At 74.5% G+C, this 19,954-nt stretch carries 16 protein-coding genes; 9 read left to right on the top strand and 7 right to left on the bottom strand.

What is annotated here, in order from left to right; all coding sequences use genetic code 11:
• The first annotated feature begins 438 nt into the window (after window positions 1-438).
• From MUK52_RS03815 to MUK52_RS03800, 4 genes are all read left to right on the top strand, one after another.
• Window positions 439-2,670: a SpoIIE family protein phosphatase gene (locus MUK52_RS03815; protein ID WP_284574629.1), complete on the top strand. Its 2,232-nt coding sequence runs from the start codon at window positions 439-441 to the stop codon at window positions 2,668-2,670.
• A gap of 198 nt (window positions 2,671-2,868) precedes the next feature.
• Window positions 2,869-3,582, top strand: a complete 714-nt coding sequence (locus tag MUK52_RS03810) for a DUF4142 domain-containing protein (RefSeq protein ID WP_284574627.1) — start codon at window positions 2,869-2,871, stop codon at window positions 3,580-3,582.
• Between the two features lie 9 nt (window positions 3,583-3,591).
• Window positions 3,592-4,983, top strand: a complete 1,392-nt coding sequence (locus MUK52_RS03805) for a DUF1996 domain-containing protein (RefSeq protein WP_284574626.1) — start codon at window positions 3,592-3,594, stop codon at window positions 4,981-4,983.
• Window positions 4,984-5,242: 259 nt separating this feature from the next.
• Window positions 5,243-6,118: an RNA polymerase sigma factor gene (locus MUK52_RS03800; RefSeq protein WP_284574624.1), complete on the top strand. Its 876-nt coding sequence runs from the start codon at window positions 5,243-5,245 to the stop codon at window positions 6,116-6,118.
• A gap of 66 nt (window positions 6,119-6,184) precedes the next feature.
• Here the strand turns inward: MUK52_RS03800 and MUK52_RS03795 are convergent, their stop codons facing one another.
• Entirely contained in the window at window positions 6,185-7,555 is a 1,371-nt protein-coding gene (locus MUK52_RS03795; protein ID WP_284574621.1) for a PucR family transcriptional regulator, read from the bottom strand.
• Window positions 7,556-7,999: 444 nt separating this feature from the next.
• Here MUK52_RS03795 and MUK52_RS03790 point away from each other — a divergent pair, with 444 nt between their 5' ends.
• The 4 genes from MUK52_RS03790 to MUK52_RS03775 all read left to right on the top strand — a co-directional run bounded on the left by MUK52_RS03790 (window position 8,000) and on the right by MUK52_RS03775 (window position 12,247).
• Complete coding sequence (locus MUK52_RS03790; RefSeq protein ID WP_284574620.1) at window positions 8,000-9,124, top strand: hypothetical protein; 1,125 nt, start codon at window positions 8,000-8,002, stop codon at window positions 9,122-9,124.
• Window positions 9,121-10,566: an NADH-quinone oxidoreductase subunit NuoF family protein gene (locus MUK52_RS03785; RefSeq protein WP_114055218.1), complete on the top strand. Its 1,446-nt coding sequence runs from the start codon at window positions 9,121-9,123 to the stop codon at window positions 10,564-10,566. Before MUK52_RS03790 ends, MUK52_RS03785 begins: the two co-directional genes overlap by 4 nt.
• A 152-nt stretch (window positions 10,567-10,718) precedes the next feature.
• The gene (locus MUK52_RS03780) at window positions 10,719-11,756 is read left to right on the top strand and encodes an SCO0930 family lipoprotein (protein ID WP_114058610.1); all 1,038 of its coding nucleotides are present in this window, start codon (window positions 10,719-10,721) and stop codon (window positions 11,754-11,756) included.
• A 17-nt stretch (window positions 11,757-11,773) separates the two neighbouring features.
• Window positions 11,774-12,247, top strand: a complete 474-nt coding sequence (locus MUK52_RS03775; RefSeq protein ID WP_114055219.1) for a hypothetical protein — start codon at window positions 11,774-11,776, stop codon at window positions 12,245-12,247.
• Window positions 12,248-12,484: 237 nt separating this feature from the next.
• Here the strand turns inward: MUK52_RS03775 and MUK52_RS03770 are convergent, their stop codons facing one another.
• The 3 genes from MUK52_RS03770 to MUK52_RS03760 form a co-directional block, all read right to left on the bottom strand.
• A complete protein-coding gene (locus tag MUK52_RS03770; protein WP_284574619.1) occupies window positions 12,485-13,621 on the bottom strand; it encodes a barstar family protein in 1,137 nt (378 codons plus the stop codon).
• 234 nt (window positions 13,622-13,855) lie between these two features.
• Complete coding sequence (locus MUK52_RS03765; protein ID WP_284574618.1) at window positions 13,856-14,350, bottom strand: hypothetical protein; 495 nt, start codon at window positions 14,348-14,350, stop codon at window positions 13,856-13,858.
• A 105-nt stretch (window positions 14,351-14,455) separates the two neighbouring features.
• On the bottom strand, window positions 14,456-15,412 hold the full coding sequence (locus MUK52_RS03760) for a bile acid:sodium symporter (protein WP_284581643.1): 957 nt from the start codon (window positions 15,410-15,412) through the stop codon (window positions 14,456-14,458).
• A gap of 134 nt (window positions 15,413-15,546) precedes the next feature.
• Between MUK52_RS03760 and MUK52_RS03755 the strand changes: the two genes are divergently transcribed.
• The gene (locus MUK52_RS03755; protein ID WP_284574617.1) at window positions 15,547-15,903 is read left to right on the top strand and encodes a zinc ribbon domain-containing protein YjdM; all 357 of its coding nucleotides are present in this window, start codon (window positions 15,547-15,549) and stop codon (window positions 15,901-15,903) included.
• Window positions 15,904-15,985: 82 nt separating this feature from the next.
• Here the strand turns inward: MUK52_RS03755 and MUK52_RS03750 are convergent, their stop codons facing one another.
• The 3 genes from MUK52_RS03750 to MUK52_RS03740 form a co-directional block, all read right to left on the bottom strand.
• The gene (locus MUK52_RS03750) at window positions 15,986-17,215 is read right to left on the bottom strand and encodes a cation:proton antiporter (RefSeq protein ID WP_114055222.1); all 1,230 of its coding nucleotides are present in this window, start codon (window positions 17,213-17,215) and stop codon (window positions 15,986-15,988) included.
• Between the two features lie 3 nt (window positions 17,216-17,218).
• Window positions 17,219-17,689 carry a cation:proton antiporter regulatory subunit gene (locus tag MUK52_RS03745; protein WP_114055223.1) on the bottom strand — a complete coding sequence of 157 codons (471 nt, stop codon included), beginning with the start codon at window positions 17,687-17,689 and terminating at the stop codon, window positions 17,219-17,221.
• A gap of 326 nt (window positions 17,690-18,015) precedes the next feature.
• Window positions 18,016-19,899 carry an NAD-binding protein gene (locus MUK52_RS03740; RefSeq protein ID WP_284581642.1) on the bottom strand — a complete coding sequence of 628 codons (1,884 nt, stop codon included), beginning with the start codon at window positions 19,897-19,899 and terminating at the stop codon, window positions 18,016-18,018.
• Window positions 19,900-19,954: the final 55 nt, after the last annotated feature.

Raw genomic sequence — 19,954 nt, 5'->3', positions numbered from 1 at the left:
CCCACCACCCTGTTGCACGGACAGGTCCGGGCGAATCATCCCGGAGGGCCGCCTCCTGTGCGCCTCTCGGACGAGCAAGGATCCGGACAACTGGCCGACACACCGCCTGATTCGGGCCGCGGCCCGCGGCCCGGCGGACGCCCGGCGGCGGCCCGCGGCGCGACGGCGCAGGCTGCGCGGTGCGCAGTCCGGCCCCGGCGCGGTCGGCCGCCTCCGCGGGCATGGGCCGAGCGGCGTACGACGTACGGGGGACCCCGGCGCGGGGTCCGCGGTGCCTCCTCGGCCCCGGACTCCGTCGTACGGCCGAATCCGGGCGCGGCTGGGGCTGCCCGTCCGCGGCGGGGGAGGGAGGATGGAGACGTCCCGGGTCCGCCCGGGGCACGGAACGGGCGGGCCGGCGCTTCCGCTCTCGGCGGCGGACGGGAAGGAGCGGTCGGCATGAGCACGGCGAACGGCGTCCCGGCCGACTCCGCAGGCACCCCGCCGGACCCGACCGGCCCCACGGGAACCCCCGGCCCCACTGGCCCCACCGGCCCCACCGGCCCCACCGGCCCGATCGGTCCCACCGGCCCGCCCGGCGAGACCGGCGAGACCGGCCGCACCGAGCCGGGCGGGGCCGTCGGCAGGACCGGGCCCGCCGGCCCCGGCACCGGCCGGGGGCTGCTGGACGTGCTCGGCGTCGCCGCTGTCGTGCTCGACTCCCAGGGGCGGATCGTCCTGTGGAGCCCGCAGGCCGAGGAGCTTTTCGGATACCCGGCCGAGGAGGCGCTCGGCGAGTACGCCGCCCGCCTCCTCGTCGGCGAGGAGCACCTGGGCGTGGTCCTCTCCCTCTTCGACAAGGTCATGTCCGAGGGCTCGCCCTGGGCCGGGGTGTTCCCCGTCCACCACAAGGACGGCGGCACCCGGCTCACCGAGTTCCGCAACATGCGCCTGGAGGACCGCGAGGGCCGCTTCTACGCCCTCGGCATCGCCTCCGACCAGGCGACCCTGCGCCGTCTGGAGCGCGACCTCGCCCTCTCCCTGCGCCTGGTCTCCCAGTCGCCCATCGGGCTGGCCGTCCTCGACACCGACCTGCGCTACGTCATGGTCAACCCGGCCCTCGAACGGATCAACGGGATCCCGGCCGAGCAGCACCTGGGCCGCCGCGTCCACGAGGCCCTGCCCCGGGTGGACGCCGCGGCCATCGAGGCGGCCATGCGGGAGGTGCTGGTGACGGGTGTCCCCCGGCTGGACCAGTTCACCACCGGCCGCACCCCCGCCGACCCCCACCAGGACCACGCCTTCTCCGCCTCCTACTACCGCCTCGACGACCCGGCCGGGCGGCCCATCGGCATCGCCGCCTCCATCGCCGACGTCACCGAGCAGCACAAGACGGCGCAGGCCATCGCACTGGCCCGGCAGCGGCTGGCCCTCATCGCCGACGCCTCCGTCCGCATCGGCACCACCCTGGACCTCGGGGTCACGGCCCGGGAGCTCGGCGACATGGCCGTGCCGCAGCTCGCCGACGTCGCCACCATCGACGTCCTCGACGAGGTCCTCACCGGCGAGCAGCCGTCCGGCACGGTCCCTGCCGGCACCGTCCGGTTCCGGGCCCTGGCCGTCAAAGCAGCCCGCCCCGGCCCCGCCGTCCAGGCTGTCGACCCGGTCGGCACCATCGCCCGCTACGACGACACGCGCCTCGTCACCCGCTGCGTCCGCACCGGCCGGCCCGCGCTCCAGGCCCGCGTCACGCCCGGCGACCTCGGCGGCATCGCCCGGGACGCCGAGGCCGCCGCGCTGCTCGCCGAGGCGGGGCTGCACTCCTACCTCGCCGTGCCGCTCATCGCCCGCGGCGAGGTCATCGGCGCGCTCGGCCTGCAGCGCGCCGACAACCCGCTGCCGTTCGACGAGGACGACGTCCTGCTCGCCCAGGAGCTGGCCGCCCGCGCGGCCGTCTGCATCGACAACGCCCGCTGGTACCAGAAGCAGCGCCGCGCCGCGCTCCTCCTCCAGCGGCACCTGCTGCCCCACCAGCCCACCCCGACACCCGGACTGGAGATCGCCTTCCGCTACCAGCCCGCCCAGAGCGCCGGCGAGGTCGGCGGCGACTGGTTCGACGTCATCCCCCTCGCCGACGACAAGACCGCGCTCGTCGTCGGGGACGTCATGGGCAGCGGCATCAACGCGGCCGCCGCCATGGGCCAACTCCGCACCGCCGCCCGCACCCTGGCCGAACTCGACCTCGACCCGGCGGCCGTCCTCACCCGCCTCGACCACACCGCCACCGGACTCGGCCACACCATGGCCACCTGCGTCATCGCCGTGTACGACCCGCGCCGCAACCGCTGCCGCATCGCCTCCGCCGGCCACCTGCCGCCCGTACGCGTCGGCCGGGGCCGCCCGCCCGAGCTGCTGGACCTGCCCACCGGGGTGCCCCTCGGCGTCGGCGGCGTGCCCTTCGAGGCCGCCGCCCTCGACCTGGACGTCGGCGACGAACTGGTCCTCTACACCGACGGCCTCGTGGAGCGCCGCGACCAGGACATCGACACCCGGCTCCGCGCCCTCACCGACCTGCTCGACACACCGGGCCGCCCCCTGGAGGCGACCTGCGACCTGCTGCTGGGCCGGCTGCGCCGCCCGGACGACCGCGACGACGTCGCCCTGCTCATCGCCCGCGCCCACCCCCTCTGACGGGACCCGCGGCCGCGGCACGGTACCAGCCTTCCGGGGAATGGACCGGATGTTTGTCCATTCGTGATGGTCCTTCCGAACGACCACCACAACGGGCACTAGCGTCCCGTGGCACCCGGGGAGCGCGGGTACACGCGGCACGACTGCCGTGTCCCTTGCCCCTGCCGCCCCTTCCGGACCATGCAGCAAGGAGGCACAGTGCTGTCATTCCGTCGGTCGGCCGTCGGCAGCATGTCGGTCGCATCGAGACACGTGTTGGCCACGGTCGCCGTCATCGGCGCCCTCGCCTTCACCCTGATCGCGTTGCTTGTCCCCGTGGAGAAGTTCAACGGGGGATCGGCCGCAGCGACCACGCTCCCCGCGGCCGACGACGACGGCCTCGGAACCATGAGCACGGCCTTCGGGCCGCTGACCGCCCAGGACCGGGACTTCGTCCGCAAGGTGCGCCTCGCCGGACTGTGGGAGCTGCCCGCCGGCCGCCAGGCCCTCCAGCGCAGCAACCGCTCCACCATGCGCACGGCCGGCGAGCACCTCGTCGAGGGCCACACCGAACTGGACCGGCGCGCCCTGGAAGTGGGCGGGGCGCTCGGCATGGAACTGCCCGACCGGCCCACCCAGCAGCAGCAGGAATGGCTCGACCAGCTCACCAACGCCCAAGGCGCCCAGTACGAGCAGCTCTTCGCCCAGCTGCTGCGCCGCGCCCACGGCAAGGTGTTCTCGCTCGTGGCCCAGATCCGGGCGCAGACCCGCAACTCGATGGTCCGGGGGCTGGCCACCGACGCCAACGCCGCGGTCCTGGACCACATCACGGTCCTGGAGGCCACCGGCATGGTCGATTTCGACGGCCTTGCGGACACGCCGCCGGCCGCCGTGCCCGCGCCCGCCTCCTCCACCGTTTCCCGACCGAAGTGAAGTGATCGCATGAGTCAAAAGGGCCACAAACGCCGTCTGCGGACGTCGCACAAGGTCCTCGCCATGGTGTCCGCCCTGGTCCTGGGCGGCGGCGGGGTCGTGTTCGTCGCACAGGGCGCGTTCGCCGGACAGGACGACCGCGCCGCGCCGGTGACCGCCACCATCGACTGCCCGGACGTCGGCGACAAGCTCACGGACGTCCCCGAAAAGGCCCGCGCGGAGGTGGACAAGAACCTCGCCCAGCTCGACACCCAGGTCGCCGACGCCTACAAGCAGCTCGCCACGGGCCGTGCCAAGGGCGGCACCCTGCTCAGCGGCCTCCGGCAGCAGCGCGGCAGGACCATAGGCGCCATAGGCGACGCGATGGCGGGCGCGGGCGCCCGCCCCCAGGGCCTGGACGGGCTCGCCGGCTGCGAGATGAAGCAGGCGGCCGCCCCCGACCCCAAGGACGAACCGGCAGCGGCGCAGGGGGCCGCAGCACAGGGCGCCGCGGCCCAGGGCGGCCAGGCGGCGGCCAAGGGCGGCCCGGCCCGCAGCGACTTCGTCGCGATCGGCAACGTCCGGCCCAACGTCCGCAAGCCCGCGAACCGCGGGAACGCCTCCAGAGGGTCCTTCTCGGTGAACTGCGGCCGCAACGAGAACGGCCACTTCAACCCGGACAACGTCATCGTCGCGCCCGGCGTCAGCAACGGCGCCCACCACATGCACGACTACGTCGGCAACCTCACCACGGACGCCTTCTCCACCAACAACAGCCTCGCCGCCTCCGGCACCACCTGCACCAACGGGGACAAGTCCACCTACTACTGGCCCGTGCTCCGGCTCCGCGACGGCCGTGCCGAACGCGACGCCAACGCGCCCGGCGGCGGCCAGGACGGCAACGTCGGCACCATCCTCAAGCCGAAGCAGGTGACGATCGAGTTCAAGGGCAGCCCGGTCTCCAAGGTCGCCGCCATGCCCCGCTTCCTGCGCATCATCACCGGCGACGCCAAGGCCTTCACCAACGGGGTCGGGAACGCCAACGCCTCGTGGAGCTGCACCGGCTTCGAGAACCGGCAGCTGAAGGACAAGTACCCGATCTGCCCCAGGGGCAGCGACGTGGTCCGCACGTTCAACTTCCAGAGCTGCTGGGACGGGCGGAACACCGACAGCGCCAACCACCGCACCCACGTGGCCTTCGCGAACAGGGACGGCTCCTGCAAGCCCGGTTTCAAGGCCATCCCGCAGCTCGTCCAGCGGATCGTCTACAGCGTGCCGCCCGGCTCCCGGTTCGCCGTCGACAGCTTTCCCGAGCAGCTGCACAAGCCGGTCACCGACCACGGCGACTTCATCAACGTGATGTCCGACCGGCTCATGGCGAACGCAGTGCGCTGCATCAACGACGGGCGCACCTGCCGCTGAGTCCCTCGGGGCGGCGCCCCCTCCCCTCCCCAGCGCCGCCCCGAGAGCGGTGCCGGCCCGAAGCCGACTTCGGGCCGGCACCGCCTTACGCATGTGTGCAGCCGTTCCAAGGGCCCCGGCGGGGCCTGCGTACCGAGGGAGTGCCATGTCCGGGTTAGCACCCGAACCCCAGCCCGAACCCCAGCCCGAACCCGAGCCCGAACCCGAGCCCGAACCCGGGCCCCGGACCGAACCGCAGTCGCAGTCGGAGCCGCGGCCCATGCCGGACGCGGCCGGCGGAGCCGGGCCGTCCGACGCGGAGCTCATCCGGCGGCTGCGGCGGGCGTTCGCGGCGGGGACCGCGGACGCCGGAGTCTGCGAACTGCTCCACCGGCGGCACGGTGCCGCCGCTTTCGCATGTGCGCGCGCGTGCTGCCGTACGCCGCACGACGCCGAGGACCTCGCCTCCGAGGCCTTCCTGCGGACCCTCCAGGCCGTGCGGTCCGGAGCCGGCCCGCGGGAGCGCTGGCGCCCGTACCTGCTCGCGGTCGTCCGGCACACGGCCTCGGAGTGGCGGGCCGGCGCGGGCCGGACGCTGCTGACGCCCGACGTCGAGCCGTGGTGCGGCCCCGGCGCGGTCGGCGAGGACCCGCAGCGCCGGCTGCTGGAGTGCGAGGACCGCCGGCTCGTCGCCCGCTCGTTCCGCACGCTGCCCGAGCGGTGGCGGGCCGTCCTGTGGCACACGCTGGTCGAGGACGACTGCCCGCACCCCGTGCCGCTGCTGCTCGGCATCACTCCCAGCGCGGTGACGTCGCTGGCCTTCCGGGCCCGCGAGGGGCTGCGGGAGGCGTACCTGCGTGCCCACCTCGACGGGGCCCCGGACCCCCGCTGCCGCCGGTACGCGGGCCCGCTGGGCGCGGCGGTGCGGCGCGGCGGGGCCCTGCGCGCGCCCGGCCTCGCCGAGCACCTGGCCTCCTGTGCGCACTGCTCGCGCGCATACGCCGAACTGCTGGACCTGTACGCCGCGCTGCCCGCCGGTCCGGGCGCCCCGCCCGCGCCCGGCCGCGGGCACGCGCACGGCCCCGGGCCGCTCGCGCCGGGTGGGCGGCGAGGGGGCCGGGGCCGTGGGGGAGTCGATGCGGGGGAAGGGGATTAGGGGCAGGGGGAGGGGAGGGGGGCCGGGTGGCTGTGGAGGTGCCGCCCGCGCCGGCGGGCCGCGGTGCTACAGGCCGTTGACGCGGGCCATGCGGTCCACGCCGAGGGGGCGGAAGTCGGTGGCGGCGGCGCGGGCCTTGCGGCCGACCCGCGCGTACTGGCGCCGCACCTGCGCCATGAGCCGGCGGCTGCGCAGGGCCATCTCCAGCTCGAAGCGGGTGCGCGGGTCGCGCAGTCCGGGGCCGAACAGCTTCTCCAGCTGCCGCATCCGGTAGCGGACGGTCTGCGGGTGGACGCTCAGGGCCTTGGCGGCCTCCGGGGCGCCCCCGCCCTCCAGCCAGGCGAGGAGGGTGACTTCGAGCCGCTCGCTCTGGCGCGGTGTCAGGTCGGCCAGCGGCCGCAGCCAGCGGGCGGCCAGGGCGTGCGCGAGGGGTTCGTCCTGGAGCAGGAGGAGGGTGGAGAGGTGGTCGTCGACGAAGAGGGGCCGGCCCTCCGGTCCGGGCCGGTGGGGGGCGAGGGCCAGCAGGCGCAGGGCCCAGCGCAGGGAGTGGCTCGTGTCGCGCGGTGCGACGGGGTGGCCCACGGCCGCGAACCGGCCGCGCAGCAGGGGCTCCAGGGCGGTGCGGGTGTCGGGGTCCTCGGGACTGGGGAGGAGGAGGCACGGCTGCCCGCCGACCATGCCGGCCAGGGCGTCGCCGAGGGAGGCGGCCAGCTGCTGGGTCTCGCCCGGCGTCGCCAGGGCGATGGCGCGTATTTCGGGGGGAAGGGGCCAGCCGGCGGCGCGGGCGAGTTCCGACAGCGCGATTTCAGCCATGGGCATGTCACTTATAAGAGCGGAGAAGAGCTCCCTCCGCGCCCGCTCGCAGGTGCTGCCCGGGCCGTCGGACGCGACCACCGTGAGCGGGGCCGTCCGTGTCCGGTACGAGCTCTGCCGGGGGATCCGGTCCAGGACCGGATCCGCGCCCCCGCCGTGGAGCCCGGGCCCGTGGAGGGCGCCTCCGGGAAGCCCGGCAGCCGCGTCCAGGGCCGCCACGTCGAGGTCGATGTCCTCGTCGGGGTCGATCCCCCCACGGCCGCCGCCGTCGCCGTCGGTGTCGTCGTCGATGTCCGGATGCCCCGCGGGCGTGCCGTACGGGCCGGCCCTGACCGGCTCGGGGCCGCCGTCGGGCGCGGCGCCGTGCGCCTCCGCCCGCTCCTGGGGGCGCGTCACCGGCTCCCGGTACCCGAGCGCTGTCAGCAGGGCCGCCTCGACCTGTGCTCTGACCACCTCGTCGTCGAGGTCATCCACCAGCGCGGCGAAGCCGGGGATGCCGTCCCTCAGCTCCTCCACCATCCCGGATGCCAGGGCGGGGAGCTCCCGGCGCAGGACCCGGGTCCACTCGCCGCGCGGTCGGGCCCAGATACGGTTCAGCAGTTCGCACATTGTTACCTCGTTCATGCCGGGGTACGGCCTGCCCCGCGGGGAGGGTGACAGGCCTGCGTCGAGCCGCCCCCTGCCCGTACCGGCGGTGCGGACGGGGCAGTTGAGCACCTCGTACACCCTCCAGGAGGGCGTCAACCACTTGCGGTCCCGCGGCTTTGCCTCGATTTTGCCGACGGGGAGGTGTGGCGGCCGACCGGGTGTGACCGGGCGGGCCGCCGCACCGTTGGAAGGGAATCTTCCGGGGACGTTCGTCGCGGCGGCGCCACACGCACAAGAACTTGTCACGATTCGATAAATACTGTGGAGGCGTTGCGGAGGTCCACGATGCTTCTGCACTCCGGCCCCCGCTCCCGGCCGGCGAGGCCCATCTCCCGCCCGCCGCGGAGCAGTTCCGTCGACCACCCCCCGGGCGCCGAGTGCGAAGTGGAGTGCCTCGGGCCCGGCGTATGGGAGAACCCGATGCCCCTGTCCCAGACCCGCGCGCCCCGCTCCCACCGGGCCCGCCGGACCAGACGCCACGCCGGCGCGGCTGCGGCCGCGGCAGCCGGACGGCGGGCGGTGCGCCGACCTCCGCTGCTGTCCCCCGCCGGAGGCCCCCGCCCCGCCACCCTGGCCCTCGGCGCGCTCGCCGCCCTCCTGGCCCTCGGCATCGCCGCCCGGGCCGGCGCCCTCACCAACCTGTGGGAGTTCCTGGACTACGGGGCGGGCGTCCTCTCGCTCGTCTCCCTGACCTCCGCCGTCCTGTGGGGCCTGGCCGCCACCGACCGCGTCCTCCTCACGTCCGGCCACCGGATCGTCGCTCAGGGCGTCCACCGCGGACTCGCGGTCGCCGGCCTCGGCTTCCTCGCCCTGCACGTCTGGATCAAGATCGCCGAATCGCGGACGGACGTCGGCTCCGTCCTCATCCCCTTCACCGACGACAACCAGCCGATGCTGATCGGCCTCGGCAGCCTCGCCGGGTACCTCTTCGTCAGCACGGCCGTCTCCGGCGCCGTCCGCAGCGCGTTCGCCACCAAGGGCCGCTCCCGCTGGTGGCGGGCGCTGCACGTCGGGGCCTACCCCGCCTGGGGGGCGTCGCTCGTGCACGGCCTCAAGGCCGGCCGCCCGGCCAGCGGCTGGGTCACCGCGGCGTACGCCCTCTGCCTCGTCGCGGTCGCCACCCTGCTCGTCCTGCGCATGCGGGAGCGGATGCGCACCGAGCGGGCCCGCCCCGGCGCCGCTCAGCCCCAGTCCGCCCCCCGCCCCGGGGGCCAGGACCGCGCCGGCGCCGCCCAGCGCTTCGTACGGCGGCCCGCCGAGTGGGCCGCCGAGCGGCTGACCGCCCGCCTCGCCCGGCAGGGCGGGGGGAGCCCGCCAGCACCGCAGCCCGGCCCGTTCGTCGACACCCTCCCCGACCCGCTGCCCCCGCAGGGCCCTGCCGCCGCAGGCCGGGCGCAGCGCCCGGACGCCCCTCCGCGGCCGACCCTCGCCCCGATCCCCGACCGCCCGCCCTACGGCGCGGGCGCCGCCTTCGTCACCAGCCGGCTCGACGTGGTCCCGGACCAGGCCGGACAGCCGCTCGGCAGCAGGCGGAGGGGCCGGTGACCGAAGCGACCCCGGCCCTCGGCTGCGTGGGCCAACCCCGGGTGCTCGCAGGCCTCGACACCCTGCCGCGCCTGGACCGGGCCGACCACCTGGCCGTGCACGGCCCCCTGCCCCTCTACCGGCCCGAAGAACTCGTCGAGCTCGCCGAGGACATCGACCTGCGGGGCCGCGGCGGAGCCGGCTTCCCCTTCGCGCGCAAACTGCGGGCGGTCATGCGGACCGCCCGGTCACGTGACGGGCGCACCGCCGTCGTCGTCAACGGCAGCGAGGGCGAGCCCAGTTGCCTCAAGGACAAGGCGGTGCTGCTGCACGCCCCGCACCTCGTCCTCGACGGGGCGCTCCTCGCCGCCGCCGCGCTCGGCGCCGACGACGTGGTCGTCGGCGTCACCCGCGACGACGTGGAGCGGTCCCTGCGCACGGCCGTCGCCGAGCGCGGCCCGGCCGGCAGCCGCGTCCGCGTCGCCAGGCTCCCCGAGCGCTTCGTCACCGGCGAGGGCACCTCCCTCATCAACGGCATCGAGGGCGGGCCCGCCCTGCCCAACGGGCAGAAGGTCCGCACCAGCGACCGCGGCCTCGGCGGGGTCCCCACCCTGCTGTCCAACACCGAGACGTACGCCCAACTCGCCGTCGCCGCACGGCTCGGCGCCTCCGGGTACTGCTCGGCCGGCCTGCCCGCCGAGCCCGGCACCGTCCTGCTCACCGTCGCCGGGTCGACCGTCGTCGAGGTGCCGACCGGCACCTCCCTGGCGTACGTCCTTGAGCTGTGCGGGTACTCCCCGGGGCAGGGCGTCCTCGTCGGCGGCTACCACGGCCGGTGGCTCACCGCCGCCGCCGCGCGCTCGGTGGCGCTGTCCCGCCAGTCGCTGTCCTCCGTCAACGCCGTGCTGGGCGCGGGCGCGGTGCTGCCCCTGCCGGAGGACACGTGCCCCGCGGGCGAAGTGGCCCGTGTGGCCCGCTGGATGGCCGACGAGTCGGCGGGCCAGTGCGGGCCGTGCGTCCGCGGCCTGCCGTCCCTCGCCACGGCCGTGGAGGAGCTCGTCGCGGGCGGCGGCAGAGCGGCCTGGGACGCGATCGAGAGCCGCATGCGGGCAGTGCGCGGCCGCGGCGCGTGCAGCCACCCCGACGGCACCTCCGGCTTCGTCGCCTCCGCACTCGCCGTCTTCCCCGACGAGCTGCGCGACCACGCCCTCGGAAGCGGCTGCGGCCGCCGCGTCCTCGGGGCGCTGCCCCTGCCCGCAGACGAGAACCCCGAGCGGCTCGTCGTGGACTGGACGCTGTGCCGGGGCCACGGCCTCTGTGCGGACCTGCTGCCGGACGTCGTCCGGCTGGATGCGGACGGCTTCCCGGCGCAGGCCGTCATGCCCGTCCCCGAGCGGTTCAGGGCGAAGGCCCTGCGGGCCGTGCGGCGCTGCCCCGCCCTGGCGCTGCGCATCCAGGAGTGAACCGGAGCGGCGGTGCGCACGGCCGGGAGTTCACCGCTTAGCGACTTCTGACAAATTCCCGGCCGTATCCATTCCGAGCCCCCCGCCGGGTCTATGAATTACTCGGCAGCAGCCCCCACCGGGAAAAGCCCGAAGGAGAGAACGTGAACAAGATGCGCCGCGTGACAACCGTCGGATCGGTGGCCGCCGTCCTGATGCTGACGGCAGCCTGCGGAGGCGGCGGCGAGGCGCGCGGCGGGAATTCCGTACAGCCCGTGGGCGCGGGAAAGGCCCTCGCGGACGCCTACGGCTCGGGCAGCGGCTACGGGGCCGCCCCCGGCGAGCTGAGCGGCTCCGGCGCCGGCTCCGCGGCCGGCGGCGGCCAGGCCGGGCCGGCGGGACAGCTCGCCGTACGGGAGATCGCATCGGTCGGCAGCGTCGTCACCGACGGCGCCGGAGCCACCCTCTACCGCTTCGAGAAGGACACCCCGCAGCCCCCGAAGTCGAACTGCGACGGGGACTGCGCCACGGCGTGGCCGCCGGTCCCCGCCGCCGACGCCGCCGCCTCCGCCGGCATCGACGCGGCCCTGCTCGGTGAGGTCACCCGCTCCGACGGGACCAGGCAGCTGACCCTCGCCGGCTGGCCCGTCTACCGGTATGTCAAGGACACCCGGGCGGGCGAGGCGAACGGCGAGGGAGTCGGCGGGACGTGGCACGCGCTGGCGCCCGACGGGAAGAAGGCGGTCGACAAGAAGCAGCAGGCGGGCGGCGGCGGCCAGTCCGGCACCGGAATGGGAATGGGAATGGGTGGCGGATCCGGTTCGGGCGGGTATTCGCGGAATCCGGACAAGGAGCTGTCCGTCGCCGTGAACGAAAAGCTCGGGAGGATACTCGTCGACGGCCAGTGGCGCACCCTGTACCGATTCGACAAGGACAGCGCGTGGCCCATGAAGGCCACCTGTGTCGGTGCGTGCGCGGAGACGTGGAAGCCCGCCGCCCCGGTGGACAAGTCCAAGGCGTCGGGGATCCGGCCGGAACTGATCGGCACCGTGAAGCGGCCCGACGGCAGCGAGCAGCTGACGATCGACTGCTGGCCTGTGTACACCTTCACCGGCGACACCGAACCCGGCCAGACCACCGGCCACAACAAGCAGGGCCTGTGGTTCGCGGTCACCGAGACCGGCAAGAAGGCCCCGGTTTCGGCCGGCTGAGACCCGTGAGGAAAGCCGTGTTCCCGACCTCCGCCCGCCTGGCCGCCTGCGCCGCCGCCCTGCCCGTGCTGCTCCTGTGCGGCGGCTGCGGAGAGGGCGGGGCGGCCGCCTCCCCGGGCGGGGCCCCCTCTCCGTCCGCCTCCCCGGCACCCCGCCCCGCCCCGCTCGCGGACATCGCCGGAGCCCTCGGCTGCACGCCGGAGGTCACCGTGGACGCCGAGGAGCTGCGGGAGGGAGCCTGCGGTACGGGGCCGACCGCGTACCGCATGGCCACGTTCGGCACGGAGGAGGGCCGCAGCGCCTGGCTGGCGGAGGCGCGCGCCTACGGGGGCACGTACCTCGTCGGCCCCCGCTGGGTTGTCACCGCCGGGTCCGCCGAGGCGCTGGCCCCGGTGCGCGACCGCCTGGGCGGCACGATCGAGTCGGCCCCCGGCCACGGTTCGCCCGCCGCCGGCGGCCCCTCCCCCCACGAGGGGCACGGGGCCCCCTGACGCGGGCCCGCGCAACCGGCCTGCGCGGCGCGCCCGCACGACGGAGCGGCCGACACCCTCCACCAGGGGTGCCGGCCGCCCCGTCCCCATACGGGCGGTCTCTGATCGGAACGGCGGTACGTGTGCAGGTACCCGGAGGCGATCGGGTGAGGTCACCAGCGGGCTCGTGCCCGCAGCAGCAGGCGCTGAAGTCCACTCAGCCTGGACCGGAGCCGTATTCGCTCGGGTCCATGCGGCTCATCGCAGCACGACCGTGACGCCGCACCGTTCAAGGAGCCGCACGACGTCCTCGAAGTAGGAGAGCCCGTCCACCGGGTCCTCCACCACGTCCGCCAGTGCGCGGCGGGCGATCTCGGAGTCGTGCCAGGTCAAGGTGAAGGGCGGGGCCACTCCGAATCCACCGCCCAGGCAGTCTTTGAACGAGTTCCACTCCCGGCCGAAGTAACGGCCGGGCCCGAGCAGGGCCTCTGCGATCGCGCAGTGCAGCCCGGGATGGTCCGTGACGAACCGGCCGTCGAGATGGTGCTCACCGCCGGAGCGATCCGGCCGGGGCGCGGGCACCCGCCAGGCGCGAGTGGCGAGGTCCAACCATGCGGTCCGGCCCTTCGCGTCGTACGGCGCCCACAGGTTGGGCTCTGCTGGCGGGCCCTGGTACCACTCTGCCCAGATCGGGCGGGCCGCCGGCGGTGGCCGATCGTCGCCACCGTCAGTGAGGGCGATGTCGACGAGCGTACCGCCGAGCACGGACGGTCGCGCTCCGGTGATGGCCAGGCCCACGGTGCGGGAGGCCATGACGGCCCCGTGGCGATCCAGGACGAGCAGGTAGGCCCAGTCCCGCTCCGACCGACGGGGCCGCCGCAGCGCCGAGAGCAGGGGCCCCGAAGGCTCGCAGCCGATCAGCTCCATCGGAACGGGAGCCGGGTCCGCTCGAGGCTTGAACAGTCCGTCCACAGCGGAGCACCGGCCTGCACTCGCCGCAGCTACCGCCGTCCCCGCGAAGAGCTCGAAGCGCGGTGTCGCCGGCAGTTCGAAGAAGCTCTCCTCGCCCCTGACGCCCGCGCCAAGCAGGACGTCGTACCGCGCCGGGTCGGCCGGGTGGGGCTGATGGGCTACCACGACCGTATCCACAAGAGTCCACCACTGCACGGGCTTCTCGTCGTCCCAGACCTCGACGCATACGTCGCCCAGACTTGGTAGCGAGCCATGGGGCTCGGCCAGGACCCTGCTCAGCAGACCATCGGGGCGGCATCCGCGAAGGGTGAGGACCTCCCGTTGCGGTGGAATCGGGTCAACGAACAGCCCTTCGACGCCTGCGCACCTCGCCCAGATCTGTTCCTCGCCGTCTTCGTCCTCCTGCATGAGGAGGTACTTCACGGGAAAGCCCCGATCCCACCTGGCGTGATCTGCGATGCGCACCCAACCTCCGAACGTGTGAGCGTTGACATCCGCCGCCAACACCTTGCTGTCTGCCGGGCCACGACCGGTCCGGCGGTTTGCTGCACAGCGGTGAGGATGCGCTGGAAGTCCGGCGGAAGTATGGCATCCTCCACATCCGCCGTGCGGTACGGAACCAGCATCGCGGGTTGGTCCGTGCGCATCAGGTGGGGATCACCGGGAACGCGAGGGTTGGACGGCGGCGAGGCGGCGGGCTTCGGCCGTGACCTCGGCATTGAGCCGAGCTACTGCTTCGGCGTCGCCGTGTTCGAGGAAGGCGTACTCCTCATCGAGTTCGGCGAGCCGTGCTGTCAGGGGCAGCTCATGCCCGTAACGCTGGTTGATTCGGAAGGTGAGCTCCCAGGGTTCCAGCTCGCCGGCCAGCATTCGTCGTGCGAGCGCTCGCACGGCGGCTTCCCGGCCGGCCTCGCTGGCGGCTGGATGGAAGGTGAGGCCGAGTTCTTCAAGTGCTGGAGTGAGCAGGTCGTGGACGTCGTAGTCCGCCTCGGCGCGGGTGCAGGCGGCGAGGACTCGCAGGCTGGGGGTATCGAGTCCCGCGACGAGCGCATCACAGGCGGCATTGACGACATCGCTCGCACTGATTTCCCGCGCACGCCAGAGAGCGGCATGGTCCTGTAGAGCGATCGCTGCTGCTTCGGTCGACGTCACTCACCCATGATCGCCGTCAGGGCGCGTCCCGGTCGAATCACGGACGCCGGGCGCAGGCGGCCGCGCCCGCCGACCTGACGGCCCGTACGCCGGAGGCGGCGCGGTTCAGTGCGCCGTCGGCGCCGTCTCCGGGAGCAGGCGCGGCACGAGGCGTACGTACGCCGTCATGCCGAGTACCTCGACGAGGGTCTGGGTGACCACCACCGCGGCCGTGACGGCGAAGGCGTCGGGGAGAGCGAGGGCCAGGGGGAGGACGACGAGGGAGTTGCGGGTGGCGCCGGTGAAGACGATGGCCCGCCCGGCCCCCGTGTCGAGGCGGAAGAGCCGCGCCACGGCCCGGCCCGCGAAGGCCATGACGGCGAGGAAGGCCGCGTAGAAGGGGATGACGGCGGCGACGTCGGCCAGGCTGCCGCCCACCTTCGGGATCTGCCCGGCGACGACAGTGAAGAGGGTCGCGGCCATCAGCGGCACCATCGCCGTGGTCGCCGCCGCGGCGGTCCTCGCGCCGGCCGGGCGGCGGGCCGCCCACGCCTGGAGCGCCCAGGCGAGCGCGAGCGGGACGCCGATGAGGAAGAGGAACGCCTCCAGGAACGGCCCGAACGCGCCGACGCCGGCGAGGCCCGGCCCCATGAACACGGAGAGGAACACGGGGAGCAGGAGCATCTGCGCCATCAGCAGGAGCGGCGTGGCGGCGAGCAGGCGGCGGCTCGAACCGCCCGCCAGGCCCGAGAAGACGATCACGTAGTCCACGCACGGGCACAGCAGCACCAGCAGCACGCCCAGGCGGACGGCCTGGTCGGCGGGGAGGAACGCGAACATCGCGGCCACGACCAGCGGGACGACGGCGAAGTTCACGACCAGCGCGGCCGCCAGGAACCGGCCGTCGCGCAGGGAGCGGACGAGGTCGGCGGCCGGGACCTGGAGGAAGGTCACGAAGAGGAGGGCGCCGAGGACCGGGTTGACGGCGTGCTCCAGGCCGGGGCCGGCGGCCGGCGCGAGCCACCCCAGCAGCCCGCCGGCCGCCATCGCCGCCAGGTAGACCGCGACCTGGCGGTCCTCCATCCGCTCTACCAGGCCCCTGGCTTCCCTCTGCTGCACGTCGCTCCGTACGTCCCGTTTCGAATCCCGCCCCTGAGCAGCGGCCCCTGCATCCTCACACCGCGCTCCCCCCGCGAGCCATGGCCTACGATCTCCGCATGAACGACACCCTGCCGCCCTGTCCGGAATGCTCCGGAACCTACACCTATGAGATGGGCGCGCTCCTGGTCTGCCCCGAGTGCGGACACGAGTGGTCGACGGCCCCGTCCGCGGCCCCCGCCGGCGAGCCCGGTGAGAAGGTGATCAAGGACGCCGTCGGAAACGTCCTCCAGGACGGCGACACCGTGACCGTGGTCAAGGCCCTGAAGGTCAAGGGCAGCCCCTCCGGCATCAAGGCCGGCACCAAGGTGCGCAACATCAAGCTGGTGGACGGCGTCGACGGCCACGACATCGACTGCCGCATCGAGGGCTTCGGCAGCATGCAGCTCAAGTCCAGCGTGGTCAAGAAGGCCTGACCCGGCGGGCTCGCGCGGCAGGGGCGGCGGCCGGCGGCACGCTGATGCGCCGCCCGCGGCCGCCGTCCCGGCGGTCCTCAGGTCACACGCGGCCGACCGCGTCCCGGACGGGCTTCGCCGCGGCCGCCTGGCCGGCCGACGGCCCGCCGCCGCTGCGGCGCCGGCCGATCCACGCGGCGATGGGCTCGGTGTAGCGGGCGGTCAGCGGCCCGACCACGACCAGGACCAGCACGTACGCGGTGGCCAGCGGCCCCAGCTCCGGCTCGATGCCGGCGCTGACGGCGAGACCCGCGATGACGATCGAGAACTCTCCGCGCGCCACCAGGGTGCCGCCGGCACGCCAGCGGCCCTTGACGCCGACACCGGCCCGCCTGGCGGCCCAGTAACCGGTCGCGATCTTCGTCAGCGCGGTCACGACGGCGAGCGCCAGGGCCGGCAGGATCACCGGCGGAATGCTGGCCGGGTCGGTGTGCAGGCCGAAGAAGACGAAGAACACCGCGGCGAACAGGTCCCGCAGCGGGCTCAGCAGCGTGTGCGTGCCCTCCGCGACCTCGCCCGACAGGGCGATGCCGACGAGGAACGCGCCGACGGCCGCCGACACCTGGAGCTGTTGCGCGATGCCCGCGACCAGCAGGGTCAGGCCGAGCACCACCAGCAGCAGCTTCTCGGGGTCGTCACTGGAGACGAACCGCGAGATCAGGCGCCCGTAGCGGACTGCCACGAAGAGGACCGCACCGGCCACGGCGAGCGCGATCGCCAGCGTGGCGCTGCCCGCCGCCAGGCTCACGCCCGCGAGCAGGGCGGTCACGATCGGCAGGAAGACGGCCATCGCGAGGTCCTCCAGGACCAGCACGCTGAGGATCACCGGCGTCTCACGGTTGCCGAGGCGCCCGAGGTCGCCCATCACCTTGGCGATCACACCGGAGGAGGAGATCCACGTCACACCGGCGAGCACGACCGCAGCGACCGGCCCCCAGCCCATCAGCAGCGCCGCGAGCGCGCCGGGCACGGCGTTCAGGGCGAAGTCGACCAGACCCGCCGGGTACTGCGTCTTGAGGTTGGAGACGAGGTCGCTCGCCGTGTACTCCAGCCCCAGCATCAGCAGCAGCAGGATGACGCCGATCTCGGCGCCGATCGCGACGAACTCCTCGCTCGCGCCGAGGGGCAGCAGGCCGCCCGTGCCGAAGGCCAGGCCCGCCAGCAGGTACAAGGGGATGGGCGAGAACTGCAGACGGCCGGCCAGGCGCCCGAGCAGGCCGAGCCCGAGGATGATCGCACCGAACTCGATCAGGAAGATCGCGGAAGAATGCACCCGTCACTCCCGTCCGAGTATCGCGGCGGCCGCCTCGACGCCCTCGCGGGTGCCGATCACGATCAGGGTGTCCCCGCCGGCCAGCCGGAACGCCGGCGTCGGCGACGGGATCGCCTCCGCCCGCCGCAGGACCGCCACGACGGACGCGCCGGTCTCGGTCCGCATCTGCGTCTCGCCGAGGGTCCGGCCGTTCCAGTACGCCCCCGAGGACAGCTCGACGCGCTCGGCGACCAGCCCCAGGCCCGTCGTCGACAGCAGGTTCGGGCTGTGGTGCGCCGGCATCAGCGCGTCGACCAGGGTGTCCGCCTCACCGCTCGTCAGGTGCAGCGACTGCGCGCACGCGTCCGGGTCGTCCGAGCGGTAGACGTTGACGGTGCGCGTCCCGTCCAGGTGAGCGATCACCGACAGATGCTGGTGTTCACGCGTGGTGAGGTCGTACTGCACGCCGATGCCGGGCAGCGGCGTGGTGCTCATCCGTGGAGCAGGCACAGCCCATCCCCTTCTGTTGGTCTTTCGATGGTGGTGCGAAGTGCGGCGGGACCGGGCAGGCGGCCCGGCGCGGCAGAAGGACATGGTGCCAGGTGCGAACATCGCCCACACATGGGTGTCACCACGGATGGACAGGCGGCCCCGCACACGCCAGGCTGGCCCGGGGCCCCTGCAGCAACCGCAGGTCAGTGCCCGCACGGCGACGGGCTGCACGGCGGCGACAGCGGAATCGGGAACACGGAGGGGCGGCCGATGACCGGACCGGCCTCTACGCCGTCCGCGCCGGCCTCATCGAGCCGTGAGCCGCGTCGTCACGGGGCCGCGCGGTGCGACGGCGCCGTGCGGAGCAGCTCGGCGAGGCCCTGCCGGGTCGCGGCGACGACGACGCGGTCCTGGGGGCGCAGGACGTACCCGGGGTGCAGGTCCCACAGCAGCTGCGGCTGATCGCCGTCGGAGGGCGGATGGGCGAGGTCGGGCCGGCGGGCCCGCGGGTCGGCCGTGTCGAGTGCGAGGACCCGCCACACCCCGGGGCGGAACGCCTCGGCGACGGTGCGCCCCTCCAGGTGCGGATGCCCCGCCACGACGAGCGCGGCGAAGACGAGGACCCGCCGCTCGACGGGGATCGCGCCGAGGATCTGGCGGCCCATCATGGCCCCCGCGAACGCCGGCGCGGCGAGGTGCGTGACGCTGCGGCTGCGGGTGAGCGCGTCGGGGTGGGCGGTGCGCAGGGTGCGGTGCACGGCGGTGGCGAAGTCGTCGTCGTACAGGCGCAGTGCGACCTCCAGGTCGCCCTTGACGGTGCGCGCGTAGAGCGTGGCCTCCAGGTTCGTGGTGTCGGAGCTGGTGAGCGCGAGCAGCGCGCGGGCGCGGTGGATCTTCGCGGCCTCGAGTACGCCCTCGTCGGTGACGTCCCCGAGGACGACGGGCACCCCGAGGCTGCGGGCGAGGGGGATGCCGCGCGCGTCGGGGTCCTCCTCGACGCAGACGACGGGGACGCCGAGTTCGCGCAGCCGCGCGAGGACGCGCGTGCCGATCTTGCCCAGGCCCAGCAGGACGACGTGCCCGGACAGGCCCCGGGGCGGTCGGCGCAGCACGCCCGCGGCCCGGAACGTGCCGAGCGCCTCCAGGGTGCCGGCGACGAGGAGGGGCAGCAGGGCGAGGCCGACGAGCCCGGAGAGGAGCTGGAGGACCTGGCGGGTGGTGGACTCCTCGACGGCCGGGTCGTTGATGGAGAACAGGTCGAGCAGCGTGAGGTAGACGGCGTGCACGGGGTCGGCGTCCGTGAGCACGGTCGTGGTCAGGCTCAGTGCGAGGACGGAGGCGGCGATGCCCGCGAGCGCCCAGCGCAGCCGCGGGGAGAACAGCTCGCCCAGCGGGGCGCCGCGGCCGGCGAGCCGGCGGGCGGGAACGGCCGGCCCGGTGTGGCGGACCGTCTCCAGGACGATCCGCCCGCGCCCCGCCGCGCCCTCCACGGTGCGGTCGTCCGGAAGGAGTTCCGGCGCGGACGGGCCGCTGGAGTCGGAGCCTTCGGCGCCCGCGGGGTCGGAGGCCGTGGAGGAGAGCAGCGCCAGCGTGCACAGCCCCGGGTCGGACGGCGCGCCCCGCTCCTGCGGGGTCCGCTCGGCGGCCCGCAGCAGCAGGCCGTCCGCCTGGACGACCTTGCCCGACCCGGCGGCCGCGGTCGCCGCGAGGGCGGGGGCCGCGGTGTCCGCGTCGGAGAGCACGGTCGTGGACGCGTCCAGGGCCGCCGGGTCGATCCCGGGCTCGGCCACGAGGACGGCCTGGTCGAGGAGTTCCTCCAGGTACTGGCCGAGCTTGCGGTTGTACATGCGGACCACGAGCCGCAGCCCGGGGTTCAGCCGGCGGGCGGCGAGCGCGGCCCGCAGGTTCGTCTCGTCGTTCTCGTACAGCAGCGCGAGGGCCTCCGCCCGGTCCGCGCCGGCCTGCAGGAGCACGTCCTCGGTGGGCGCCGACGCGACCCGCTCCTCCTCCGGGGGCCCCGCGGGCGGGGCGGCGGCGCCGGGCAGCGCCCCGAGCACCGCGCCGAACCTGCCCGCCAGGCCGCGGGCCGGCCGGCGGGCCGACCGCTCCTCCTCCCGGTCGCCGGGGACGACGAGGACGACCTGCCGGCGGTAGACGTCGCGCAGCTCCGCGGCGAGCCGGTGCGCCAGCCCGTCGTCGCCGCAGACCACCATGTGCCCGTCCCGGCCGCCGTAGGCGCCCTGCTGCTGTGGCACGTCCACGGTGCCC

This window comes from Streptomyces sp. 2P-4 (assembly GCF_030167965.1).
Classification (GTDB): Bacteria; Actinomycetota; Actinomycetes; order Streptomycetales; family Streptomycetaceae; genus Streptomyces; species Streptomyces globosus_A.
This window is presented reverse-complemented; position numbering and strand designations above follow the sequence as displayed.